This is a genomic window from Streptomyces sp. NPDC017448 (assembly GCF_044330565.1).
In the GTDB taxonomy this organism is placed as follows: Bacteria; Actinomycetota; Actinomycetes; order Streptomycetales; family Streptomycetaceae; genus Streptomyces.
In genome coordinates, this window is record NZ_JBIRLM010000012.1 from 141,200 (window position 1) to 165,342 (window position 24,143).

The window sequence follows — 24,143 nt, forward strand, 5'->3', positions numbered from 1 at the left end:
CGATGAGGAGAGGAACCGTGGGGGGTGACGAGCGGGGCTCGTGATCGTCACGCTAGGTTCGGCACACACGGTCCGCAACGCGTCACGGTGCGTCAGACGTACCCCGCGTTGGGCCGTCCGGGTCGTTCTCCTCCTCCGGGCCCCCCTGGCCACCGGGATTCCCGCCCGACGCGCCGTCGTCGGGCCCCTCGTACTCCGGCAGGGTCAACCGGGCGAGCGCCCCGCCGCCCGGGGCGGCGGCGAACTCCAGCCGGGCGCCGATGACCTCGGCCTGGCCGAGGGCGATGGTCAGACCGAGGCCGTGCCCCTTCCCCGCCCCGTCCGTACGGAACCGCTGCGGCCCGTCCTGCAGCAGATACGCCGGGAAACCCGGGCCGTGGTCCCGCACCGAGACCACCGGGCCGTCCACGTCCACCACCACGGGAGGCGCCCCGTGCCGGTGGGCGTTGGCGACCAGATTGCCGATCACCCGCTCCAGCCGCCGCCGGTCGGTCTCGACCCGGGCCCCGCCGCGCACCCGCACCTCGGTCCGGGCGCCGGACGCCCGGACCACCCGCTCCGCCACCGGCGCGAGATCGTGCACGGCGAGATCGACCCGCTCGGTACGCGCGTCGAGACGGGAGATCTCCAGCAGGTCCTCCGTCAGCGCCCGCAGCGCCTGGACCCGGTCGCGCACCAGCTCCGCCGGGCGGCTCGGCGGCAGCAGTTCGGCGGCGGCCGTCAGACCGGTCAGCGGGGTGCGCAGCTCGTGTGCCACGTCGGCGGTGAACCGCTGCTCGGCCTGGAGCTTGCGCTGGAGGGCCGAGGCCATGGCGTCGAGCGCCCCCGCCACGATCGCCACCTCGTCCTGGGCGCGGGCGGGGCGCGCCGTGCGGGGGTCGGCCACCCGGGCGTCGAGGTCGCCCGCGCCGATCCGGCGGGCCACCCGGGCGCTCTGGTGGAGTCTGCGGGTCACCCGGCCCACCGCGAACAGCCCGACGAGCAGGGTGGCGGCGATGGCCAGCAGCGAGGAGCCGATGATGGCCCGGTCGAGGCCGGCGATGGTGCGGGCGCTGTGGCGGTAGTCCGTCCAGGTCGCCAGCGCCCGCCCGTCCGCCGGACCCGCCGCCCACATCGCGGGCCCCCGCTCCCCGCCCCGGCCGCCCGGCGGACGCGGTCTCTCCGCGACGACGGTGCCCCGCTCGCCGCCCGCCGCCACCGTGCGCAGCGAACCGGGCAGGCCCGGCGGATCGATGTCGGACCCCGGGGGCAGCGGCTCCCCGGCCTCGTACGCCTCGGTGACCGCCGCCAGCTTGTCCAGCGTCTTCTCGCGGGCCTGCTCGACCACCTGCCGGGCGACCGCCGTGTGCACCAGGAAGCCGAGGAGGGCGGCGAGGGTGCAGCACATGGCGGTCAGGAAGACCGCCGACTTCCAGGTGAGGCTCGCGGTCCAGGAGGGCGCACGGAGACGGCGCCGCCTCACCGGGGCCCCCGGGAGGGAGCGGAGGTCGCGGTGGGCGTGGACGGCGGCTCCGGGGACGGCGTGCGACCCGGTCCCGGGGTCCCGCGGCGCTCGGGCGTCCGCAGGATCTCGTCCCGAGAGGGCAGCATCGCGCGCTGCCGGTCGTCCCAGGACCACGCGGTGCGGTACTCGTACCCCGGGATCACCGAGGGAGCCCGCATGATCACGTCCCGGCCCGCCAGCTCCACGCTGATCACGGCGTCGTGGGTGGCCATGATCCGGATCAGCCGGTCGCCGTCCGGCATGTAGACGCCCACGGCGAGCTGCCGGCCGGGCATCCGGATGCCGAGCACCAGTTCGTCCCGGCCGTCGCCGGTCAGGTCGCGGTAGTACGGAGGGAGGACCGGGCACGCGTCCGGCGCCGTCCGGCACGCCTCGATCCCGCGGACCGTGGCGTCCGGCAGCTCGCCCAGCCCGCTGTCCCGGTCCGTTTTCGCCCCGAGCCCCTTCTGCGCCACGGTCACCGGGTCCAGCCGCCGCACGTCGCCGCCGACCACCCGGACACCCGGGATGCGGGCCGTCTCGCCCTCGCCGTAGTCGTACGGGGCGGCGGAGGCGGGCGGCAGATCGGGCCACAGGCTCTGGGGCTCGACGGCCGACGGAGCCCGCCCCGCGCTCCTCAGCTCCCCGGCCGTGCCGCAGCCTGCCAGCAGGGCGAGCGCGGCGACGGCGCACACGGCGGTACGGCTCGCCGCCGGGACGCGGTGGGGGCGCACGGCTCGTCTCCTCGTCTCCTCTACGACGACACCGGTCTCACACCCTAAAGGGACGAAGGCGGACCATGCGGACTTCACGCCCCCCGAGGGGCGCCGGCGGCCGGGGCGGCCGTCACCGGCGGAAGGACCGCCGGGTCAGCGCTGGTACGGGTTCTGGCCGGGCGGCGTGAAGCCGGGCTGCTGCGGGGCCTGGCCGTAGGCGGTTCCGTCCTGCCCGGCCGCGGCCTGGGCGAGCAGCCGGTCGGCCTCCTCCTTCGGTATCTGCCGCTCCCCGCCGCAGAACGTGCACTGGGTGGCGTACTTCGTCGAGAACGGGAACAGCGGCACGAAGAACAGCGTGAACTTCGTGACCCGCCGGCGCAGGGTGTGCGCCGCCGGATTGCCGCACCAGCCGCACACCATCGTCAGGACGGCCAGTTGGTGGAGATAGCCCTTGGTACCGAAGATGATCATGTCGTACTCCCTTTCCCCGCCCCCCGAAGTGCCCGTCGGCACAGCGCCAGGAGCTTCTCGTCCTCATGGATGTCATGACTGCCGTACCCGCCGTCCATCGCGTTGTGACGGCGCACGGAGGCGAGTTCGCTCCGCAGGACGGGTGCCGCTGCGGCCCCTTCCGGGACCGGCCCCATCCCTACCAGGCATTCTGCCACCCGGACCCGGACATGGCGGCTGCGTTCCCAGGCGGCCAGCAGCGCCTCGACGGCCTCCCCGGCCCGGCCGGTCACCTGCCACAGGGCGACCGCCGCGTCCACCCGCAGCCACAGCTCCTCGTGCGCCAGCAGAGCGCGCAGCCGGGGCGCGACCACCGCCGCGCGCGGGCCGAGCGTTCCCAGCGCCACCGCCGCCGCCCGCCGGTCGTGCACCTGGTCCGACTGGAGGCCCTCGATCAGGACCGGCAGCACCGCCTCGGCCTCCCCGGCGATCGCCCACAGCGCCTCGGCGGCCTCCGTCGCGGACGCCGTCCCCGGGCGGCGCAGCAGCACCCGCAGCTCCGGAACGGCCTCCCGGGCGGCGGGCCCGAACGAACCCAGCGCCCGCAGCGCCGCCGTCCGCAGCCACTCGCCCCGGTACTCCGGCGCCCCGCGCAGCACCCGTAGCACCTCGGGGGCGGCCTCGCCCGCCCGCAGCCCGGTCAGCCCGGCCAGCAGCGGGCTCGCCCGGTCGTAGGCGCCCTCGTCCAGCTCCACCTCCGCCAGCCGGCGCCGCAGCGCCCCGGCGAGCGGCCGGGCCGCCGCCCCGAGGTGGACCACCGCGGCCCCCACGTCGTGCGGCACGCGCGGCAGCTCCAGCGCCGCCGTGAGCGCGGGCAGCGCACGGGCGTCGCCGAGCCGGGCCAGCGCCTTGACGGTGGAGCCGAGGCCCGGCGGGCCGCCGGCCCACGTCCGCACCCACCCCTCGGGGCCGGCGGCCAGCCGGGCGGCCAGGGCGTCGGCGGCGGGCGCGGCGAGGGAGAACAACTCCTCCAGGACATGCGACGCAGCCTCGGCCAGCCGGGGGTCGGGGTCGGCCAGCTGCTCGCCGACGAGCGCCACCAGCTCCTCGTAGGAGCCGCGCCAGGCCCGTATCAGCCCGCCGCTCATCCGGACGGCATCGATCCGCTGGCGGCGGTCGGGGCTGCGCAACTGGTCGGCGAGGAGCGCGGTGCGGTCGGCCACCCGGTCGTCCAGGCCGACGTGCAGGGTGCGCAGCAGGTCCGCGGCCCAGGGGGCGCCGCTGCCGGCGTTCTCCTGCGCGGCCAGGGCCCGTACCTGCCCCACCAGCGTCGGAGCGGCGATCTGCTCGCCCCGGTGCGTCACCGGCTCCGCCTCCGCCGCGGGGGCCTCGACCACTTCGGCGGCGACCGCGTCGGCGTCCGCCGGCTCGACGCCCGCCCCCTGCGGCGGCTCCGCGTCGACCGCCTCCGCGCCCGGAGCCCCGTCGTCCGGCGCCTCGGAGTCCTCCGCTCGCGCGCCCCGGACCCCGGCGGGAGCCGTCCCGGCGGACCCGCCCCGCCCGGCGTCCTGCCCGGCGCCGGCCTCCCGGTCCGGCGCGGCGCGCATCTCGCGCAGCAGCCCCGAGACCACCGGCACCACGTCCCCGGGCAGTCCGTCGGGCGAACAGCGCGCCAGCTGGGCCAGGGCCGCGAGCCGCAGCCCCGGCGAATCCGCCCGCTCCGCCAGCCGGCCCAGCCACCGCCCGACCCGCTCCGCCAGCGGCCGGTGCCGCAGGGCGACCCGCCCGGCCGCCTCCACGAGGGCGAGCCGTACCTCCTCGGCGGGCTCCACCGGCAGCCGTTCCCGCAGCAGCGCGAGCACCCGTACGGGATGGCGGTGCAGTGTGGCGAGCGCCAGCGGGGCCGCGAGCCGCACCCCGGGGTCCTCGTCGGCGACCAGCTCGAAGAACACGTCCGCGCCCGCGGTGACCGCGGCCGCGGCCATCGCGTAGTTCGCGGCGCCCTCGATCTCGTCCTCGTCGATCTCCGCCTCGTCGTCCTCGTCGAGGTCGAAGCCGCCGATGCTGGTGAGCAGTTCGACCACGCTGCCCCGGTCCTGCACCCCCGGGTCCACCACCAGCTCGAACAGGTACGGGATGCACGCGAGCGTGCACGCGTACACATCGCCCTGGTGGTGGACCGCGCCGTACATGCCGTCGAGCGCCGCCTCCCGTTCCGCCGGGTCGTCGGACGCCAGCCCGCGCAGCAGGTGGGGCACGTCGTCGGCAGGCCCGTAGGCATGCTCCATCGACGCCCAGTCGACCTCGTCGATTCCCGAGAACACGCCATCCCCTCCCCGCGATCACGGCAGCGCCCGGACCGGCGCGCCCCGTGGCGGCGTCCTGTCCGTCGCACCCCTCCCGGCGCCCTGGAGAAAGCGCCTGCGCAGAGTGTGCACCACCGGTCCGACAATCCACCCGCCACTTGTGGCCTTTCCTCGCGTCGTAACGAGGTCATGACCGTGTCAAGACGATGCGGCTGTGCGACCCCGGTGCGGTGGTACGGGCGGCCTCCCGGAGGGACCGGGAAGAACGGAGTGCGCCACCGGGCTGCGCGAGGGGCCCGGAGCGGGGTCCGGGCAGGCCCGGGGACGTCGTCCGGGCAGGCCCCGAGGTGTCGTCCGGGCGGGCCGGGGACGTCGTCCGCGCGGCGGGGAGCGCCACCGGGGCGGCGGACGCGCCGGTTCCGGGGCGTTCGGCGGGGCGGGCGGACCACCGGCCACCGCGGGAGCCGGTCGACGCCACGGAGAACCACGCGGTCCGCTTCCGGCGGGTCCACCGCGCCGACGGTGGCCGGATCCGGTGCCGCGAGGCCGGCGCACCGGACGAGGAAGAGGTCTCCGGGCCCTCTGCTCCGGCCCCGCCGGGCCCCCGCCCCCGGCCCGCCCCGGCATCGTCCGGTTCCCGCCCCCGGCCCGGTGACCCGCTGCCGCACGCCCCCGTACGCTACGGCCCATGAGCCAAGAGGCCCCCGTGGGACGGGTGATCGACGGCCGCTTCACCCTGGGGGAGCGGCTCGGCAGTGGTGGCATGGGCATGGTCTGGCGGGCCCGCGACGAGGCGCTCCACCGCGACGTCGCGCTCAAGGAGGTACGGCCCCCCGACCCGGCTCTCGCGGAGTACGACCCCGAGGGCGCCCGCACCCTGCGCGCCCGGGTGCTGCGCGAGGCCCGCGCCCTGGCCCGGGTCGACCACCCCAACGTGGTGACCGTCCATCACATCGTCGACCCCGGCGAGGACGGCTACCCGTGGATCGTGATGGAGCTGGTGGCCGGCGCCTCCCTGCACGACCGGCTCGCCGCCGGGCCCATGGAGCCCGCCGAGGCCGCCGACATGGGGCGCGGCATTCTCTCCGCCCTCCGTGCCGCCCACGCCTGCGGTATCCAGCACCGCGACGTCAAGCCCGCCAACGTCCTGCTCCGCCCCGACGGCCGCCCCGTCCTCACCGACTTCGGCATCGCCGCCATCCGCGAGGCGACCAGCCTCACCCTGACGGGCGCCCTCGTCGGTTCGCCCGACTACATAGCCCCCGAACGCATCCGGGGCGCCGAGGGCGACCCGGCCTCCGACCTCTGGTCGCTCGGCATGCTGCTGTACGTCGCCGTCGAGGGGCACCACCCGCTGCGCCGGGCCTCCACCCTCGCCACGCTGGCCGCCGTGCTCGACGAGGAGATCCCGCCGCCGGTACGGGCCGGGGCCCTCGCCCCGGTGCTGAACGCCCTGCTCACCCGGGACGTCCCGGCCCGCCCGGACGCCGAAGCCCTCGACCGGCTGCTGGCCGAGGCCGCCCGGGGCGGCGCGGGCACGGCCCCGACGCCCACGGAGCCCGTACGGGAGCGGCCCGCGTCCGCCGGGTCCGCGCACGGCGGTTCCGGGCACAGCGCGCCCACCCGGCCGCCCGCACCGGCGCCCCCGCCGCACCACCCCGCGTCGCCCGTGTCCGGTCCCTCCGCGTCGCCCGCGCCGGAGCCCTCCGGGCCCGACCGGGAGCCCCCGGGGCCCACCCCGCCCGGCGGGCCCGTCCGGTCGGACGGCCTGCAGGACCGCGTCGCGACTGGCCACGGCTCCCCGCCCACCGGCGCTTCGGCCCCCTTCTCCCCCCGCCCCCCGCAGCAGTCTTCCGCCCACCCCTCCGCGGCCCCGCACGCTCCCGGCCGCCGCGTCGAGCGCCGGGCGTGGAGGATCAGCGCGGCCTCGTCCGTCGTCTCGGCCGTGGTGATCGCCGGCGCGATCCTCTGGACGGCCGACCCGTTCTCCTCCCGCGGCTCCGAGGACGACAACCGCCCCCGCGACCGGGCGAGCGCCCCGCGGACATCGGCTCCCGCGCCGGCCCCGGCGGCCGGGGACGCCGGGGCCGCCGGGGACACCGGGGGCGAGGACGTGCCGGAGACCGTGGACCTGCTGACCCCCCAGGGGGCGCGGACCGCGATCAAGGCGTTGAAGCCGCTCATGGGCGGGACGAAGGTCACCGACTTCACCCTCTACGAGCACCACGCCTCCGCCCAGGCGCCGTTGAAGTCCAACGCCGCGCTGTACGACCGCTTCAGCTACCGCGACGGCCGGGCGAAGAACGACGGCATGGGCGGCACCCTGATGGCCCGGTCCACCACGATCGACCTGGACTCCGTCGACTGGGACGCGCTGCCGGCCCTGCTGAGGACGGCGGAGAAGACGCTCAACGTCGACGAACCGGAGAGCCGTTACGTGATCGTGGACCCCTCCTCGCCCTTCCACGGCGACCGCCCGGTGCTGCGCGTGCACGTCTCCGACTCGCACGGCGGCGCCTTCCTCACCGCCGGGCTGGACGGCCGGGTCATCGAGAAGAGCCCGCGCCCCCAGGGCTGAGCGCCGGCCGGATCGGGTCCGGGAGCTGCGGCAGGTCCAGATCGAACGGGCTCCGCTCGATGACGTACGTGCAACTGGTGTACGTGTAGCCCGGCTGGACCTTCGTCCCGGAGGAGTAGCTGTCCACGCGGGCGGTCGCGCCCGTGCCGTGCTTGTAGAGGAAGTGGTACTCCCCGGCGGGGAGCCGGAGCCGGGCCTTCGGATAGTTCCTGCCGCTCGCCCGGCAGGCCCGCCGCGAGCCCTCGGAGGCGCTGTACCGCTCGCAGCCGGCGCACGTCTTGAGGCTGACGGTGCCGGTGACCGGGCCGGTGTAGAGCACCTCGACCGTGTTGGGCGCGTCGTTGCTGATGACCAGCTCCATCCGGGGACCGCCGGGCCGCTTCGACGGTGGCAGCCGCTTGCCCGCGGCCGGCCGGTCGTCGGCTATCTCGGCGGCTATCGCGATGTTCCGCGCCTGCCGCACCCGCCCGTCGCCCTTGTACGTCCGCGCGAAATCGGTCAGCGTGGTGCGGGCGGCGCCGAACTCCCCGTCCTCGAACTGGTCGATCCCGCAGGCGTACACCCCGTCCACGACGCCCTTGTCGGCAGCGGCGCGCAGCTTCCTCACGCCGTCGTCGGGAAGCTGGGAAACGGTGGCGCCGAGGCCGCGCAGGACCTCGGTGGCCGCACACGGCTCGGCCCCCTTCACCGCCGCCGCCTGGGCCGTGATCCGCTCCTCGATCGCGGGCCCGACCTGCCGCGCGGAGGCGGAGTCGGGGAACGTGCGCAACAGCTCGCCCAGCTCCGTGCCGCCGCCGCCCACTCCGCCCAGGCGCGACACCCCGCACCCGTACAGCGACTCGGCGAGGGGCTCGTCGGGCCAGGAGGCCAGGTCGCCCAGCAGCTTCCGGCCCACCGAGTCCGGCAGCGTCCGCAGATGGGTCAACGGTGCGACGGCCGCGCAGTGCTGCTTCTCCGCGTACGGGGCGGAGACCGCGTCGTAGTACGCCTTCAGCCGGTCCGGCACGAGCTTCGCGGCCCGGGAACCGGGATGGTCCTGCGCGAGCGCCCGGTAGACGCCGAGCGCCCGCGCGTACTCGCCCTCAGCCGAACCGTACGGCTGCCGCGCGGCCGCGGCGACCCGCTCGTCCCCGCCCGCCAGCCTCTCCAGCAGCATCTGCTCCCGCGCCTCCTCGCGGGCGGAGCCGTACACCGCCGCCCCGCCCGCCGGCACGGCCAGCAGCACCACCCCGAGGCCGACCGCCACCACCGGCCGCCACGCCCCGCCCAGGGCCGAACGCCGGGCGATCCGGGCCCCGTCGGCGGCGGCGGCCACCAGCACCAGCAGATACCCGACGAGGACACCCCGGGGCACCCCGTCCGGATCGGCCGGCAGGGCCGCCCACACCAACAGCCCCGACGCCGCCCAGCAGACCGCGGCCCGCCCCCACCGCCCCAACAGGGCGTACCCGAGGCCGAGCCCGGTCAGGTTGAGCAGCGCGGCGGCGACCGCCCGTAACGACGCACCGGGCGGCGGCGGCCCGACCGACGGCGCGTGAGGGGGAGGCGGCGGCACGGCCGCGTCGCCCCCGTACCCCGAACCCCCGAAACGATCACCGGACTCCATCACGGTCCCCCCGCCGTCGAGCCGAAAAAGTCACCGGGAATCTGCCCGGCGGCGGGGCGCCTCACGCGCGAGGGGGCATGCGTCCTTCGCCCCCCGCCGAGCGCGGTGAACGGACCGGGGCCCGGGGCGCGGCCCCCACGCCGGTCCTTCCCGACGGGCCGGCCCGCGTACGTCTCCGCTTCCCCGCCCGGAAGGACGAAAGTCCGGCAGCCCGGCGCCGTGGCAGACCGGGGGGGGAGACCCCGCGCATCACGCACCGGCCCGGCCTCTTCACATGTTCTCCGCCCTCCCAACCGCCCTGTGTGGCACCGTGGATCGACTGGTGATCCGGGCGTCCGGACATCCGCTGAGGGGGACCTTGATGCGACTTCGTACCGCCGCGGCCTCGGCCGCACTCGTGCTGGGGGCCGTGACCGGCGCGTCGGCCTGCTCGTCCCCGCCGGCCGCCCCCGACCGTCCGGCCGCGCCCACCGCGGAGGCTCCCCCCAAGGGGGTGGAGGGGAAGATCGAGGCGGGCGAACGAGCCCCGGGCGCGCCCGAGTCGAAGGAACAGAGCGTGGCCGGCCCCGCGAAGTGCGCCACGTCCGCCGCCGAGATCCCGGCGGAATGCGCCCTCGCCCCCGCCTTCGCCGACTTCACCGAGGGGGAGCGGGCGGACGGACCGCCGTCCCGGCCCTGACCGGCCCGCCACGAGCAGGAGAAACAGGGGGCGGGCACACGACCGTGTGCCCGCCCCCTGTTTTCGTGTGTACGGCCCGCGTCACCGGAGGAAACCGGGAGCGCACCAGGCGCATCGTGAAGCACGGGCGTCACAGAAGCCCCTTCCCTCCGTCACAACGATCTCTTAGTCTCACACTCTGTTCACATTGGGTAAAAGACGATCTCGACACCGAGGTCAGGCGCGGGGGTAGTGGAGCATGCGTGGAAACCGGCGCTCGAAGTTGAGCGTTCTCGCCGGAGCGTCGGCGCTCGCCCTCTCGGCCGCCACCGCGACGCCGGCGCTCGCCCGCGACGCCGCCCGGGCCGCCGTGGAGGTGTCGATGCCCGCGGACATCGGCATCGTCGAAGGCGTCGCCACGGCGCCCGGCGCCGAACCGGGCACGGACACGCCCTTCCCGGCGGACGAGGACGAGACGGGAACGGCCGGAAAGGCGGAGGCGGTGGTGTCCGCCCAGGCCGCTCCGCCGTCGAGCACGTGCCTCGGCGGTACCGCCGCCTACGGCGCGAAGGGGTGCTTCCAGCACAACGGAGACATCGTCTGGGCCGGCGACACCCAGAAGGACGGCATGTCCGCGGCGGTCGGCGTCTACACCGACTACGGGCGCGCCGCGGAGGTCTGCGTCAACAAGCTCGGCGCGGCCACCTGGGCGACCTGCAACAAGGACTACCGCGAGAGCGGCGACATACGTCTGCGCGTCCTGCGGTACGACGGCGACACCGGCAAGTTCTACCAGCCCGAGGCGTGGTCGGGCTGGCTCCCGGTCGACGGGAAGTTCTGAGCGACCGCCCCCTGCTCGCGCAGCCGGGCCGGACCGTACTCCGCTCGCCCTCACACGGGTGCGGCCGGGGCGGGAACATGAAAAAACCGGACCAGTCTCCGCTGGTCCGGTTCTTCGATCCGGAAGTGCCCCCGGCAGGATTCGAACCTGCGCACCCGGCTCCGGAGGCCGATGCTCTATCCCCTGAGCTACGGGGGCGTATCGCGGTGTTGCTCTGCGACGGGTGAAACACTACCAGCTCCCACGGGGTGTCCGTGAACAGGTATTCCGCACGGGCCCGCGCGCCGGGTGCTCCCGGCCGGACGGCCCGGCCGGAGGGGAGGACCCGTCCGGGGCGGAAGTGGACAAAACCCGGACGCCGCCCCTTCGGCGGACCTACTCTCGAAGGGTGTCAGGGGCGTACGGCCGCGTGCTTGTTGTCGACGACAACAAGGTCATCCGGCAGCTGATCAGGGTCAACCTCGAGCTGGAGGGCTTCGAGGTCGTGACCGCGGCCGATGGTGTCGAATGCCTGGACCTGGTCGGAAGAGTCCGCCCCGACGTGATCACCCTCGACGTCGCGATGCCCCGGCTGGACGGCCTGCAGACCGCCACCCGGCTGCGTTCGGACCCCCGCACCAGCCGTCTTCCCATCGCCGTCGTCAGCGGCTGCACCCCCTACGAGGTCGACGCGGGCGTCGCGGCCGGGGTCGACGCGTTCCTGGCGAAGCCGTTCGAGCCGAGCGAGCTGGTGCGGATCGTGCGCCGGCTGGCGAACGGCGAGGAAGGGCCCTCGCCGGGCGGGCGGCGCGAGGCCGGGCGCGCGGGCAGCGCCACCGGCTGACCGGGGGCGGCGGGCCCGGTGCTCCGGTGGGCGGGCGTGCGGACGGCCCCGCCGGTGAACCCCCGCCGTGGAGCCGGGCCGCCGGGAGCCGGACGCGGTCCGGCCGACCGCATGGCGAAACCGGGTCGCGGAGTGCCCCCCTCTCTCACCTACGCTTGACCCGTGACCCCCGCCGACCTCTCCCGGACCGTGCTGCACGCCGTGCGCCGTGCGGTCGACGAGGAAGCGCTGCACGCGCCCGTGCCCGCGCACGTGCGGGTGGAACGGACCCGGCCCGGCGGGAGCGGCGACTACGCCTGCGCCGTCGCGCTCCAGCTCGCCGGCCCCGCCGCACTGCCCGCCCTGGAGGTCGCGCGCATCCTGCGGGACCGCGTCGCCGCCGAACCCGGCGTCGGGCGGGTCGAGATCACCGGCCCCGGGTTCCTGAGCTTCACCCTGGCCGCCCCCGCCGAGGGGGACCGGGCCGTGCTCGCCTCCGTACGGGAACAGGGGCCCGCGTACGGGCACGGGGACGCGCTCCGGGGCGAGGCCCCGCACCTCCGCCACGGGCGGGAGGCGCGCGCCGCCGTCACCGCCGACGCCGTGCGCCGGCTCCTCGCCGCCCAGGGCGCCCGGGTCCGGGTCAGCAGCCCGGAGCCGCCCGACCCGGACTGGCCCCGCCTCGGCGTCGCCCTCGACGCGCCGCCCGCCCCGGGCCCGGCCCGTACCGCCGACGCGCCGCCCGCCCCGGGTCCGGCCGGGCCCCTCGGCGACGAGCCGCACAGCGGGCGCGGGCCGCACCGCCCGGACCGATCGCGCACCGGCGTGCGCGCTCCGCACCCCCGGCGCCCCGTACCGGCCACCGAGATCCGCCCCGTCCCCGCCGGGGCCACCGCGGGAGAACTGCTGGAGCGGCTCGGCCCCGACGCGGCCCGCTGGGGGCTGCTGCGGGCCGCCGGGCACGACCGCGCCGCCCTCGGCCCCGAACTGCTCGTGCAGGGGGAGGCCAATCCGCTCTTCCTGGTCCGTTACGCCCACGCCAGGGCCCGCGCCCTCACCCGGGGGGCCGCCCTCCTCGGCTTCACCTCCGAGCCCGCGGGGCCCGCCGCGCCCGGCCGGGGGGCCGGACCCGCCGTGCGGAACCGGGACGCCGGTCCCGCCGCGCACCTCGTGCACGACGCCGCCGCCCGGCCCCTCCTCGACCTCATCGCCGACCACCCCGGTGTCCTGCTCGCCGGGGCCCGTCACCGCGCGCCCGACCGGGTCGCCCGGCAGCTGGAAGCCGTCGCGCACGCGTTCTTCGACTTCCACGACTCCTGCCCGCCCCTGCCCGCCGGTGACGAGAAACCCTCGGCCGCCCACCGCGCCCGGCTGGCCCTCGCCGAAGCCGCCGGGACGGTGCTGGCAGGCGGCCTGTCCCTGCTCGGCATCCGCGCGCCCGAACATCTCTGACGAGATCAGAAGAGACCCGAGAGAACACCACGATGAGCCGCTCCGCACACCCCGCAGGCCCCCGCCACGCCGACGTCCTCCCCGAGGGCCACTACTCCGCGCCCCCCGCCGACCTCAACGCCCTCGACGAGAAGGTCTGGTCGCGCACCGTCACCCGCGACGCGGACGGGGCCCTCACCGTCGGCGGGATCGCCGTCGCCCGGCTCGCGGAGGAGTTCGGCACCCCGGCCTACTTCCTCGACGAGAGCGACTTCCGCGCCCGCTGCCGGGCCTGGGTCGACGCCTTCGGGCCGGACGCCGACGTCTTCTACGCCGGGAAGGCGTTCCTCTCCCGCGCCGTCGTGCGCTGGCTCACGGAGGAGGGGCTGAACCTCGACGTCTGCTCCGGCGGCGAGCTGACCACCGCCCTCGACGCGGGCATGCCCGCCGAGCGCATCGCCTTCCACGGCAACAACAAGACCGTCGCCGAGATCGAGCGGGCCGTCGGGGCCGGCGTCGGGCGGATCGTGCTCGACTCCTTCCAGGAGATCGTGCGCGTCGCCCACATCGCCCAGCGCCACGGCATCCGCCAGCGGGTGCAGATCCGCGTCACCGTCGGCGTCGAGGCCCACACCCACGAGTTCATCGCCACCGCCCACGAGGACCAGAAGTTCGGCATCGCGCTCGCCGGCGGACAGGCCGCCGAAGCGGTGCGCCGGGCCCTCTCCCTCGACGGGCTCGACCTCATCGGCGTCCACTCGCACATCGGCTCGCAGATCTTCGACATGGCCGGCTTCGAGGTCTCCGCCCGACGTGTCGTACAGCTGCTCGCCGAGATCCGCGACGAGCACGGCGTCGAACTGCCCGAGATCGACCTCGGCGGCGGCCTCGGCATCGCGTACACCTCCGACGACGACCCTCGTGAGCCGCACGAGATCGCCAAGGCGCTCAGCGACATCGTCACCCGCGAGTGCGAGGCCGCGAAGCTGCGCACCCCGCGCATCTCCGTCGAGCCCGGCCGCGCCATCGTCGGACCCACCGCGTTCACGCTGTACGAAGTGGGCACGATCAAGCCCCTGGAGGGGCTGCGGACGTACGTCAGCGTCGACGGCGGCATGTCGGACAACATCCGTACCGCGCTGTACGACGCCGAGTACAGCGTCGCCCTCGTCTCCCGCACCTCGGACGCCGAGCCGATGCTCGTCCGGGTCGTCGGCAAGCACTGCGAGAGCGGCGACATCGTGGTCAAGGACGCGTTCCTCCCCGCCGACCTGGCCCCCGGCGACCTGATCGCCGTCCCCGCCACCGGCGCGTACTGCCGCTCCATGGCGAGCAACTACAACCACGCCCTGCGTCCGCCCGTCGTCGCGGTCCGCGACGGAGAGGCGCGCGTCATCGTCCGACGCGAGACGGAGGAGGATCTCCTGCGTCTCGATGTCGGCTGATGAAATAGTCGTCTCAGGATCCGGACGGGGGTCAGAAACCCCCGTCCGGTGAGTGAGACTGGTTCCCGATGAGCATGTATGAGAAACGAGGTCGGATGATGCGTACGCGTCCGCTGAAAGTGGCGCTGCTGGGCTGTGGTGTGGTCGGCTCAGAGGTGGCGCGCATCATGACGACGCACGCCGACGACCTCGCGGCGCGCATCGGCGCGCCCGTCGAGCTCGCCGGCGTGGCCGTCCGCCGGCCCTCGAAGGTGCGCGAGGGCATCGACCCCGACCTGATCACCACCGACGCGACCGCCCTCGTGCGGCGCGGCGACATCGACGTCGTGGTCGAGGTCATCGGCGGCATCGAGCCCGCCCGGACGCTCATCACCACGGCGTTCGAGAACGGCGCGAGCGTCGTCTCCGCCAACAAGGCGCTGCTCGCCGAGGACGGCGCCGCCCTGCACGCCGCCGCCGAGAAGTACGGCCGCGACCTCTACTACGAGGCCGCCGTCGCCGGGGCCATCCCGCTGGTGAGGCCGCTGCGCGAGTCGCTCGCCGGGGACAAGGTCAACCGGGTGCTCGGCATCGTCAACGGCACCACCAACTTCATCCTCGACAAGATGGACACCAGCGGCGCCGGCTACTCCGAGGCGCTCGACGAGGCCACCGCCCTCGGGTACGCCGAGGCCGACCCCACCGCCGACGTCGAGGGCTTCGACGCCGCCGCGAAGGCCGCGATCCTCGCCGGTATCGCCTTCCACACCCGCGTGCGGATCGGCGACGTGCACCGCGAGGGCATCACCGAGGTCACCGCCGCCGACATCGCCTCCGCCCGCCGGATGGGCTGCACCGTCAAACTGCTCGCCATCTGCGAGCGCGCCGCCGACGGGGCCTCCGTCACCGCCCGCGTCCACCCCGCGATGATCCCGCTCAGCCACCCGCTGGCCTCGGTCCGCGAGGCGTACAACGCGGTGTTCGTCGAGGCGGAGGCCGCCGGACAGCTCATGTTCTACGGCCCCGGCGCCGGCGGCTCCCCGACCGCCTCCGCCGTCCTCGGCGACCTCGTCGCGGTCTGCCGCAACAAACTGGGCGAGGCCACCGGGCCCGGCGAGTCCGCCTACACGCGCCTGCCGGTCAGCCCCATGGGCGAGGTCGTCACGCGCTACCACATCAGCCTCGACGTGGCCGACAAGCCGGGCGTGCTCGCCCAGGTCGCGACGGTCTTCGCCGAGCAGGGCGTATCCATCGATACGGTGCGCCAGCAGGGAAAGGACGGCGAGGCGTCCCTCGTCGTCGTCACCCACCGCGCGCCCGACGCCGCCCTCTCCGGGACCGTCGAAGCGCTGCGCAAGCTCGACACCGTGCGCGGTGTCGCCAGCATCATGCGTGTTGAAGGGGAGTAAAGGACCCATGACCAGCAAGGGCACCCACCAGTGGCGCGGCATCATCGAGGAGTACCGGGACCGCCTTCCGGTCACGGCGACGACGCCGGTCGTCACGCTTCGTGAGGGCGGTACGCCGCTCGTACCGGCGCAGGTCCTCTCCGAGCGCACGGGCTGCGAGGTGCACCTCAAGGTCGAGGGCGCCAACCCCACCGGTTCGTTCAAGGACCGCGGCATGACCATGGCCATCACCCGGGCCAAGGAGGAGGGGGCGAAGGCCGTCATCTGCGCCTCCACCGGCAACACCTCGGCCTCCGCCGCCGCGTACGCCGTGCGCGCGGGGATGGTCTGCGCCGTCCTCGTACCGCAGGGCAAGATCGCGCTCGGCAAGATGGGCCAGGCGCTCGTGCACGGCGCCAAGATCCTCCAGGTCGACGGCAACTTCGACGACTGCCTGACCCTGGCGCGCTCGCTCTCGGACAACTACCCGGTGGCGCTGGTCAATTCGGTCAACCCGGTCCGTATCGAGGGCCAGAAGACCGCCGCGTTCGAGATCGTCGACGCGCTGGGCGACGCCCCCGACGTCCACGTCCTGCCGGTGGGCAACGCGGGCAACATCACCGCGTACTGGAAGGGGTACACCGAGTACGCCGGCGACGGCGTGGCGACCCGCTCCCCGCGCATGTGGGGCTTCCAGGCGTCCGGTTCCGCGCCCATCGTGCGCGGCGAGATCGTCAAGGACCCGTCCACCGTCGCCACCGCGATCCGCATCGGGAACCCGGCCTCCTGGAGCTACGCGCTCGCCGCGCGCGACGAGTCGGGCGGCTTCATCGACGAGGTGACGGACCGGCAGATCCTCTCCGCGTACCGTCTGCTCGCCTCCCAGGAGGGCGTCTTCGTGGAGCCCGCGTCGGCCGCCTCCGTCGCCGGTCTGCTCAAGGCCGCGGAGGAGGGCAAGGTCGACCCCGGTCAGCGCATCGTCTGCACGGTCACCGGCAACGGCCTCAAGGACCCCGACTGGGCCGTCGCGGGCGCCCCGCAGCCGGTCACCGTCCCGGTCGACGCGGCCACCGCCGCCGAACGGCTCGGGCTCGTCTGACCCCGGCCCCCGGTAGGCCGCGGCGGGCACCGCGGCCTACCGGGGCAACCACGACAACCCGGCTCAACCGCCCTCTTTCCGGGGCGGAGAGCGCATAGGAGGCGGGCGACACGCATCGTGCGCCTCCTGTGCGCCCTATGTCGCGACAGAACCTTCCTTCGATAAGCTGTACCCCATCCGCCCGACACCCGCCCGACGGCCCGCTGCGGTACGGCAGCCGTCGTGGGCGAACACGCACCGGGCCACCGGATCCCCGTCCGCCCCGGTGCGCACGGTGCACCGCCCCCGCCCCCAGCCGATCCCGCCGCCGCAGATCCACCGCACTGCATCCCCGCCGCCTTACAAGGAGTGGTCCGACCGATGGCCGGTCCCGCGTTCCGAGCCGCCGCCGTCAGGGTGCGCGTCCCCGCCACCAGCGCCAATCTGGGCCCGGGCTTCGACGCCCTCGGCCTCTCGCTGGGTCTGTACGACGACGTCGTCGTCCGGGTCGCCGACTCCGGGCTGCACATCGACATCGCGGGCGAGGGCGGCGACACGCTGCCCCGTGACGAGAGCCACCTGCTCGTACGCTCCCTGCGCACCGCGTTCGACCTGCTCGGCGGCCAGCCCCGCGGCCTGGAGATCGTCTGCGCCAACCGGATCCCGCACGGCCGGGGCCTCGGCTCCTCCTCCGCCGCCATCTGCGCCGGGATCGTCGCGGCCCGTGCCGTGACGACCGGCGGCGACGCCCGTCTCGACGACGCGGCCCTGCTGGAGCTGGCGACCGAGATCGAGGGGCACCCCGACAACGTCGCGGCCTGTCTGCTCGGCGGATTCACCCTCGCCTGGATGGACGGCGGCGCGGCGCGGGCGATCCGGATGGAGCCCGCCGCGTCCGTCGTCCCCGTCGTCTTCGTCCCCGGACGCCCGGTGCTCACCGAGACGGCGCGCGGCCTGCTCCCGCGCACCGTCCCGCACGTCGACGCGGCCCTCAACGCCGGCCGCGCGGCCCTGCTCGTCGAGGCCCTGACCCGCCGCCCCGAGCTGCTGCTCGCGGCCACCGAGGACCGGATCCACCAGGAGTACCGGGGCCCGGCGATGCCCGACAGCGTGGAGCTGGTGCACCGGCTGCGCGCCGAGGGCGTGCCCGCGGTCATCTCCGGCGCGGGGCCCACGGTCCTCGCGCTGACCGAGGACGGCGCGGCCGACAAGGTCGCCCGGCTGGCGGGGGAGGGCTGGGCGGCCAACCGGCTGGCCCTCGACGCGACGGGCGCCGGCGTGCTGCCGCTGGCCGCGTAAACGCATGTGATTACCGGTGAGCGAGAGGGGGAATGTTTGTTGGAGCCGGTAGTGTTAACCTCAAGTCTGCAACCGACGTCTTCAAGGCGCGTTGCTTCGTGTCCCCCTCCGGGACCACCATTCTTCCGGGAGCCTCCCCAACTGCCTGAGCAGCCTGCCTGAGCAGTTTCGAGCACGCTCCGGAACCGGCACGACACCCCTCGCTCGTCCAGGAGTGGGCCGAGCAGGGGGATCTCGCGCCGGACCCCGCACGTTCATCTCTCCGCCGTACCCGGCGGACCACCGCCCCGGCACGGTCCGCGATCCAGCAAGATCGACAGACCGCAGTCGGACAGCACAACCGGTCGCCGAGCCAGAAGGCCGACGTCCGCTCCAGGGAAGGACCCTTCGTGAGCGACACCACCGATCTGATGGGCGTGACTGCCGACAAGAACGTCGACAGCGCCGCGCCCGCCGAAGGTGCTGCCTCTGGCACCACCGCACGGCGCCGCCGCTCCGGCACCGGCCTCGACGGCATGGTCCTGGCCGAGCTGCAGCAGGTCGCGTCCGGCCTCGGCATCAGGGGCACCGCGCGCATGCGCAAGAGCCAGCTGATCGAGGTCATCAAGGAGGCGCAGGCGGGTGGCGGATCCGCCGCCCCCAAGACCGCCTCCTCCAAGGCCGCCGAGGCCCCCGCCGCGGCGGAGACCAAGCCCAAGCGCCGCGCGACCTCGAAGGCGCGCACCGGGGACGAGGCGCCCGCCGCCGAGAAGGACGCGGGCCAGCAGCAGATCGACATCCCCGGTCAGCCGGCCAGCGACGACCAGCCCGCGGGCGAGCGCCGTCGCCGCCGCGCGACGGCCCAGGCGGGCAGCCCCGACACCAAGACCGACGTGAAGACCGACGTGAAGACCGAGGTCAGGACCGAGGCGGAGCCCCGGGCCGAGCAGAAGTCCGAGGAGCGCGCCGAGCCGAAGGGCGAGGCCAGGGCCGAGGCCGCCGCCGACACGGCCGAGGGCCGTCGCGGCGACCGCCAGGGCCGGGACCGCGGCGACCGCGAAGGCCGCGACCGCGGCGACCGTGAGGGCCGCCGGGAGCGTCAGCGCGACCGCCGCGGCAAGGGCGACGACCAGGGCCAGCAGGGCGGCGGCGGGCAGCGCCCGCAGCGCCAGGGCCAGGGCCAGGGTCAGAGCCAGGGCCAGGGGCAGGGCCAGCAGAACCGTGACCACGGTCCGCAGGACGACTTCGACGACGAGGCGGGCGGCCGTCGCGGCCGTCGTGGCCGCTACCGCGACCGCCGCGGCCGTCGCGGGCGCGACGACTTCGCCGGCGATGTGCAGGTGGCCGACGACGACGTCCTGATCCCCGTCGCAGGCATCCTGGACATCCTCGACAACTACGCGTTCATCCGGACCTCCGGCTACCTGCCCGGCCCGAACGACGTGTACGTCTCGCTCGCCCAGGTCCGCAAGAACGGCCTGCGCAAGGGCGACCACGTCACCGGCGCGGTGCGCCAGCCCAAGGACGGCGAGCGGCGCGAGAAGTTCAACGCGCTGGTCCGCCTCGACTCGGTCAACGGCATGGCCCCCGAGTCGGGCCGCGGCCGCCCCGAGTTCCAGAAGCTGACCCCGCTCTACCCGCAGGACCGGCTCCGTCTGGAGACCGACTCCAACATCCTGACCACGCGGATCATCGACCTGGTCGCCCCGATCGGCAAGGGGCAGCGCGGGCTCATCGTGGCCCCGCCGAAGACCGGCAAGACCATGATCCTCCAGGCCATCGCCAACGCGATCACGGTCAACAGCCCCGAGTGCCACCTGATGGTCGTCCTGGTCGACGAGCGTCCGGAAGAGGTCACCGACATGCAGCGGTCGGTGAAGGGCGAGGTCATCTCCTCGACCTTCGACCGTCCCGCCGAGGACCACACCACCGTCGCCGAGCTGGCCATCGAGCGCGCCAAGCGCCTCGTCGAGCTGGGTCACGACGTGGTCGTCCTGCTCGACTCGATCACCCGCCTGGGCCGCGCGTACAACCTCGCGGCGCCGGCCTCCGGCCGCATCCTCTCCGGTGGTGTCGACTCGACCGCGCTCTACCCCCCGAAGCGCTTCTTCGGCGCCGCGCGCAACATCGAGGACGGCGGCTCGCTGACCATCCTGGCCACCGCGCTCGTCGAGACCGGCTCGCGCATGGACGAGGTGATCTTCGAGGAGTTCAAGGGCACCGGCAACATGGAGCTCAAGCTCGACCGGAAGCTCTCGGACAAGCGCATCTTCCCGGCGGTGGACGTCGACGCGTCCTCCACCCGCAAGGAAGAGATCCTGCTCGGCACCGACGAGCTGGCGGTCGTGTGGAAGCTGCGCCGGGTGCTGCACGCACTCGACCAGCAGCAGGCGATCGAGCTCCTGCTGGACCGGATGAAGAAGACCCAGTCCAACGCGGAGTTCCTGCTCCAGATCCAGAAGACGACGCCCGGCAGCGGCAACGGCAACGACTGACCGGTCGTCGGGGCGGCCCGTTCTCCGCGCCCGCCGGCAGGCAAGGGCTCCGCCCCCTCACTTCGGTGAGGGGGCGGAGCCCTTTTCCGTCACCGGCGTTCCCTTTTCTTCTTCTTTTCCCTCCCCGCACATGTCCCTCCTGTTGTCACTCCCGTAATATCCGGTCCAGTTGAGGTGGGGGGCCATCGAGGCGGAGCAGCAGGGGCAGGAGCCCTGCGGCGATCCGCCCTGCGCTGCGGACCGTTCACGCCCCCGCCGTTTTCCGACCGGCGGGGCCCTTTCGCGCTGCCGGTTCCTACCCGAAGGATCACGCGTGCACATACGCACCACGGGGGGCCGGCACGCGCGCCGGCTCGGCCTCGCCGTTCCGGCGGCGGCCGTCACCGTCCTCGCTCTCGTCGGCACCGTGCTGACGACGTCCACCTCCCAGGCCGAGGAGCCGGCGGCCCCGTTGCCGATGGCGGCATCCGAACGGCCTGCCGCCCCGGGGGAGTCGGAGCTGCGCGAGCGGGTGGCCGACGCCGCGGCGGCGGACCGCGCGGTGCTCCCGCCGGCCGAGTTCGCCGGGGACGGCCCCGGCGCTCCCGCCCCGATGGTCATCGGCGGAACGCAGACCCCGATCTCCAACGCCCCCTGGATGGCGCAGCTCTGGTACTACGACGACCGGGGCACCCCGGCCGACGAGAGCGACGACACCGGCTTCTTCTGCGGCGGCGTCGTCATCGCGCCCACGAAGATCGCCACGGCCGCCCACTGCGTCAAGGGCCACGCCTGGAAACGGAACGGTGCGGTCGTCACCGGCAGCACCTCCACCGAGCCGAACAGCAGCGGCACCGTCTCCTGGCCCTACCGCCAGTGGCACAGCCCGGTCTACAAGGACGTGCAGGGAGCGGCCGACAACGACGTCGCGGTCCTCACCCTCAGCGAGCCGGTCGCGGCCAAGCCCCTCCCGGTGGCGGCCAAGACCGACACCGGCCTCTACGCCGCGGGCGCCCAGGCCAAGATCTACGGATGGGGCCGCACCAGCTCCACCAGCGACGAGATCTCCACCACCCTGCGCTCGGCGTCCCTCCCGATCGTCTCGGACTCGGCGTGCCGTGCCTCGTACGGCGGTTACTTCGTCGCGGGCCACATGGTCTGCGCCGGCAGGACCGGCGCGAGCGACGCGGAGACCGTCGGGGCGTGCAACGGCGACTCCGGCGGCCCGCTGGTCATCGGCGGCAAGCTGGCCGGCATCGTCTCCTGGGGTATCGAGGACTGCGTCGGGGAGGGCGCGTACAGCGTCTTCGCGAAGGTGACCACCTATGCGTCCGCCATCAACGCGCGGGCCTACGACACCAACATGACGTGGGACCACCGTGCGGACCTGATGGCCCGCCACGCCTCCAACAAGGCGATGTACCGGTTCGAGTCGACCGGCACGGGCATGACGAAGGAGGCGTACAGCAGCGGCTGGGGCGACATCGACATCCTGCTCCAGACGGACCTGAACCGGGACGACAACCAGGACCTGCTGGTGCGGGGCACGGACGGCAACCTGTACTGGAAGTGGTACAGCATCGCGGCCGAGGCGTGGCAGACCACGCGGCTGGCCACCGGCTGGGGCAGCCGCAAGCAGATCCTGGCCCCCGGCGACCTGACGAGCGACGGCCACCCGGACATCCTCTCGACCGACTCCTCCGGCGGCTTCTGGCTGTACCCGGGCAAGGGCAACGGCACCTTCGCCGCCCGGGTCAAGATCGGCGGCGGCGGCCTGAACTACACCATGGTGCGCGGCAGCGGAGACTTCACCGACGACGGCAGGGCCGACATCATCGCCCGCGGCAGCGGCGGCAAGATGTACCTCTTCAAGGGCACCGGCAAGGCGAGCGCCCCGTTCGCGCCCAAGGTCCTCGTCCGCACCTGGGACGTGGCCACGGCCCTGGCCACCACCGGTGACTTCACCGGCGACGGCCACGCGGACGTCATCGTCCGGGTGAAGAGCGGAGAGCTGTACCTCTACCCGGGCACCGGCAGGTCCGACAGCGGCGTCTTCGGCGCCCGCAAGCTGTTGGGCACCGGGGCCAACAACTACAACCTCTTCGGCTGACCTCGGCCCGCCCGAGACCTTGGCCACACCGGCCGCGGTCCCGGGCCGGTCCGCCACTTCGCTGTATCGGGCACGAAACCCCAGGTGAACGCAGTCTCACGGCCCGTACGCCCGTAAGACCCGTGGCCCCCGGCACCCGCCGGGGGCCACAGGCGCGTGTGCAACCCTTCTTGGTGCTTCGGCCGCCCTCCGGGGAAAGGCCGACCGCGCGTGGACCACCACGGCAGGGGGCGGACGGGCACAGCAGCAGTGACGAGGGAGACGCGTGAGCGAGCAGAACAGGAGCGCGGGCCGTATGCGCGGTACCGGCACCCGACGCAGGAAGCCGTCCCGCCGCCACCGCGCCAAGGTCGTCGCGGCCTGGTCGGCGGCGGGGGCCGTGGTCCTCGGCGGGGCCGGACTCGGATACGCCTACGTCGCGCTCGACGGCAACCTCTCCAGCGTCGACATCGACGCCGCGCTCGGCGCCGACCGCCCCGACGACGTGGACGACGGATCGCAGGACATCCTGGTGCTGGGCTCCGACTCGCGCTCCGGCGACAACGGGAAGTACGGCCGGGACGAGGGCGCGGCCCGCGCGGACACGGCGATGGTCGTGCACGTCGCCGAGGGCCACCGGTCCGCGAGCGTCGTCTCCATACCGCGCGACACCCTGATGGAGCGCCCCGCCTGCGAGAGCGACACCACCGGCGCCCCGGTCCCCGCCGAGCACCGGGCGATGTTCAACACCGCCTACGAGGTCGGCGGACCCGCCTGCGCGGTCAAGACCGTCGAGTCGATGTCCGGCATCCGCATGGACCACTACCTCGAAGTCGACTTCACCGGCTTCAAGAAGCTCGTCGACCAACTCGGCGGGGTCGAGATCACCACGAGGACCGCGATCGACGACGCCAAGAGCCACCTGCACCTGGAGCCCGGCGCCCACACCCTCGACGGTGAGCAGTCCCTCGGCCTCGTGCGGACCCGCAAGAGCGTCGGGGACGGCAGCGACCTGGGACGCATCCAGCTCCAACAGGCGTTCGTCAAGGCGCTGATGGACCGGACGAAGAGCGTCGGGGTGTTCTCCAGCCCCAAGAAGCTCTACGGCCTCGCGGACGCCGCCACCAAGGCCGTCACCACCGACTCCGGGCTCGGTTCGGTCAAGAAGCTCACCGGCTTCGCCAACGGCCTCGAGGGGCTGAACGCGAAGAACGTCCACATGGTGACCCTGCCCGTCGAGTACGACCCGGCCGACCCGAACCGGGTGCTGCCGCAGGAGAAGGCGGCCCGGCAGCTCTGGGCCGCGCTCAAGCGGGACCGGCCGATCCCGGCGTCCGCCACCGAGGATTCCGCGGGCGACAAGGGCGACGCGTCGAAGGTCGTCCGGTAGCCCATCCGTCACCGGGGGTGTGCGGCCGGTACCGGGAATACCTGGCGTCCGCCCCCGGTTTTGGGAGATACGGCCGGTCCTGGCAGACTGGTACGTCGGCCCCGGTTCACGCCCGCGCAATCCGCGCGGACGACCCGGCGCCCTCCCGAAA

17 protein-coding genes and 1 tRNA gene are annotated in these 24,143 nt (G+C 74.4%); 12 read left to right on the top strand and 6 right to left on the bottom strand.

Annotated features, from left to right (window positions below):
* Positions 1-82: 82 nt before the first annotated feature.
* The 4 genes from ACH4K1_RS20995 to ACH4K1_RS21010 form a co-directional block, all read right to left on the bottom strand.
* On the bottom strand, positions 83-1,462 hold the full coding sequence (locus ACH4K1_RS20995) for an ATP-binding protein (RefSeq protein ID WP_398090786.1): 1,380 nt from the start codon (positions 1,460-1,462) through the stop codon (positions 83-85).
* Positions 1,459-2,217, bottom strand: coding sequence for a hypothetical protein (locus tag ACH4K1_RS21000; protein ID WP_398090787.1), 759 nt, complete (start codon positions 2,215-2,217; stop codon positions 1,459-1,461). The genes ACH4K1_RS20995 and ACH4K1_RS21000 overlap by 4 nt, the downstream gene beginning before the upstream one ends.
* Positions 2,218-2,352: 135 nt before the next feature.
* Positions 2,353-2,670 carry a zinc-ribbon domain-containing protein gene (locus ACH4K1_RS21005; RefSeq protein ID WP_398090788.1) on the bottom strand — a complete coding sequence of 106 codons (318 nt, stop codon included), beginning with the start codon at positions 2,668-2,670 and terminating at the stop codon, positions 2,353-2,355.
* Positions 2,667-4,973 (bottom strand): HEAT repeat domain-containing protein, encoded by a 2,307-nt coding sequence (locus ACH4K1_RS21010; protein WP_398090789.1) that lies wholly within the window; start codon positions 4,971-4,973, stop codon positions 2,667-2,669. The genes ACH4K1_RS21005 and ACH4K1_RS21010 overlap by 4 nt, the downstream gene beginning before the upstream one ends.
* Before the next feature lie 670 nt (positions 4,974-5,643).
* Here ACH4K1_RS21010 and ACH4K1_RS21015 point away from each other — a divergent pair.
* Positions 5,644-7,533 (top strand): protein kinase, encoded by a 1,890-nt coding sequence (locus ACH4K1_RS21015; protein WP_398090790.1) that lies wholly within the window; start codon positions 5,644-5,646, stop codon positions 7,531-7,533.
* Here ACH4K1_RS21015 and ACH4K1_RS21020 read toward each other — a convergent pair.
* Positions 7,502-9,139, bottom strand: a complete 1,638-nt coding sequence (locus tag ACH4K1_RS21020) for a hypothetical protein (protein ID WP_398090791.1) — start codon at positions 9,137-9,139, stop codon at positions 7,502-7,504. The genes ACH4K1_RS21015 and ACH4K1_RS21020 overlap by 32 nt on opposite strands.
* A gap of 361 nt (positions 9,140-9,500) precedes the next feature.
* On the opposite strand from ACH4K1_RS21020, the gene ACH4K1_RS21025 reads away from it, so the two are divergent.
* Both ACH4K1_RS21025 and ACH4K1_RS21030 read left to right on the top strand, forming a co-directional pair.
* Entirely contained in the window at positions 9,501-9,818 is a 318-nt protein-coding gene (locus ACH4K1_RS21025) for a hypothetical protein (RefSeq protein WP_398090792.1), read from the top strand.
* Positions 9,819-10,056: 238 nt separating this feature from the next.
* Positions 10,057-10,638, top strand: coding sequence for a hypothetical protein (locus ACH4K1_RS21030; protein WP_398090793.1), 582 nt, complete (start codon positions 10,057-10,059; stop codon positions 10,636-10,638).
* Positions 10,639-10,764: 126 nt separating this feature from the next.
* On the opposite strand, the gene ACH4K1_RS21035 is transcribed toward ACH4K1_RS21030, so the two are convergent.
* Positions 10,765-10,836 (bottom strand) — tRNA-Arg (locus tag ACH4K1_RS21035).
* Positions 10,837-11,047: 211 nt separating this feature from the next.
* On the opposite strand from ACH4K1_RS21035, the gene ACH4K1_RS21040 reads away from it, so the two are divergent.
* The 9 genes from ACH4K1_RS21040 to ACH4K1_RS21080 all read left to right on the top strand — a co-directional run bounded on the left by ACH4K1_RS21040 (position 11,048) and on the right by ACH4K1_RS21080 (position 23,992).
* The gene (locus tag ACH4K1_RS21040; protein ID WP_398090794.1) at positions 11,048-11,461 is read left to right on the top strand and encodes a PleD family two-component system response regulator; all 414 of its coding nucleotides are present in this window, start codon (positions 11,048-11,050) and stop codon (positions 11,459-11,461) included.
* 162 nt (positions 11,462-11,623) lie between these two features.
* Entirely contained in the window at positions 11,624-12,892 is a 1,269-nt protein-coding gene (gene nrtL / locus ACH4K1_RS21045) for an ArgS-related anticodon-binding protein NrtL (protein ID WP_398090795.1), read from the top strand.
* Positions 12,893-12,924: 32 nt separating this feature from the next.
* The gene (lysA, locus tag ACH4K1_RS21050; protein WP_398090796.1) at positions 12,925-14,316 is read left to right on the top strand and encodes a diaminopimelate decarboxylase; all 1,392 of its coding nucleotides are present in this window, start codon (positions 12,925-12,927) and stop codon (positions 14,314-14,316) included.
* 98 nt (positions 14,317-14,414) lie between these two features.
* Entirely contained in the window at positions 14,415-15,704 is a 1,290-nt protein-coding gene (locus tag ACH4K1_RS21055) for a homoserine dehydrogenase (RefSeq protein WP_398090841.1), read from the top strand.
* Positions 15,705-15,711: 7 nt separating this feature from the next.
* The gene (gene thrC / locus ACH4K1_RS21060) at positions 15,712-16,782 is read left to right on the top strand and encodes a threonine synthase (protein ID WP_398090797.1); all 1,071 of its coding nucleotides are present in this window, start codon (positions 15,712-15,714) and stop codon (positions 16,780-16,782) included.
* A 360-nt stretch (positions 16,783-17,142) separates the two neighbouring features.
* Entirely contained in the window at positions 17,143-18,060 is a 918-nt protein-coding gene (thrB, locus tag ACH4K1_RS21065; RefSeq protein WP_398090798.1) for a homoserine kinase, read from the top strand.
* A gap of 389 nt (positions 18,061-18,449) precedes the next feature.
* Complete coding sequence (rho, locus tag ACH4K1_RS21070) at positions 18,450-20,534, top strand: transcription termination factor Rho (protein WP_398090799.1); 2,085 nt, start codon at positions 18,450-18,452, stop codon at positions 20,532-20,534.
* Between the two features lie 313 nt (positions 20,535-20,847).
* Positions 20,848-22,623 (top strand): trypsin-like serine protease, encoded by a 1,776-nt coding sequence (locus ACH4K1_RS21075; RefSeq protein WP_398090800.1) that lies wholly within the window; start codon positions 20,848-20,850, stop codon positions 22,621-22,623.
* Between the two features lie 265 nt (positions 22,624-22,888).
* The gene (locus ACH4K1_RS21080) at positions 22,889-23,992 is read left to right on the top strand and encodes an LCP family protein (RefSeq protein ID WP_398090801.1); all 1,104 of its coding nucleotides are present in this window, start codon (positions 22,889-22,891) and stop codon (positions 23,990-23,992) included.
* The last annotated feature ends 151 nt before the right edge of the window (positions 23,993-24,143 follow it).

Bases quoted from the DNA above. Each gene is read 5' to 3' on its own strand.
- ACH4K1_RS21005 (WP_398090788.1), bottom strand. From the start codon at position 2,670: ATGATCATCTTCGGTACCAAGGGCTATCTCCACCAACTGGCCGTCCTG.
- ACH4K1_RS21015 (WP_398090790.1), top strand. From the start codon at position 5,644: ATGAGCCAAGAGGCCCCCGTGGGACGGGTGATCGACGGCCGCTTCACC.
- ACH4K1_RS21020 (WP_398090791.1), bottom strand. From the start codon at position 9,139: ATGGAGTCCGGTGATCGTTTCGGGGGTTCGGGGTACGGGGGCGACGCG.
- ACH4K1_RS21025 (WP_398090792.1), top strand. From the start codon at position 9,501: ATGCGACTTCGTACCGCCGCGGCCTCGGCCGCACTCGTGCTGGGGGCC.
- ACH4K1_RS21030 (WP_398090793.1), top strand. From the start codon at position 10,057: ATGCGTGGAAACCGGCGCTCGAAGTTGAGCGTTCTCGCCGGAGCGTCG.
- lysA (WP_398090796.1), top strand. From the start codon at position 12,925: ATGAGCCGCTCCGCACACCCCGCAGGCCCCCGCCACGCCGACGTCCTC.
- ACH4K1_RS21055 (WP_398090841.1), top strand. From the start codon at position 14,415: ATGCGTACGCGTCCGCTGAAAGTGGCGCTGCTGGGCTGTGGTGTGGTC.
- thrC (WP_398090797.1), top strand. From the start codon at position 15,712: ATGACCAGCAAGGGCACCCACCAGTGGCGCGGCATCATCGAGGAGTAC.
- thrB (WP_398090798.1), top strand. From the start codon at position 17,143: ATGGCCGGTCCCGCGTTCCGAGCCGCCGCCGTCAGGGTGCGCGTCCCC.